Here is a 287-nt window from a genome sequence, read left to right on the forward strand (position 1 = left end):
AAGCATGATCAATATCAAGCTGTAGAAATTATTAATCAAAGTTTTCATCAAACCGCATTATCTAGTATTCTACGTATTTTAAAAATTCCAAGAAGCAGTTATTATTATCACAAGAAAGCTACGCTATCTTTAGATAAGCAACTTATCGAATCCGAAGTAAAAAAAGCGGTGAGTGAACATAAAACCTATGGATATCGTAGAATTACTGCCCATCTACGAAATAACAATAAAGTAGTAAATCATAAATGTGTTCAAAGAATCATGCATAAATACGGTTTACAATGTAA

At 30.0% G+C, this 287-nt stretch carries 1 protein-coding gene; it reads left to right on the plus strand.

All coding sequences use genetic code 11. The features are described from left to right. On the plus strand, positions 1–287 hold a 287-nt coding region (locus FD06_RS02560; RefSeq protein WP_156403084.1), incomplete at both ends, for an IS3 family transposase.

Source organism: Apilactobacillus ozensis DSM 23829 = JCM 17196 (assembly GCF_001435995.1).
In the GTDB taxonomy this organism is placed as follows: domain Bacteria; phylum Bacillota; class Bacilli; order Lactobacillales; family Lactobacillaceae; genus Apilactobacillus; species Apilactobacillus ozensis.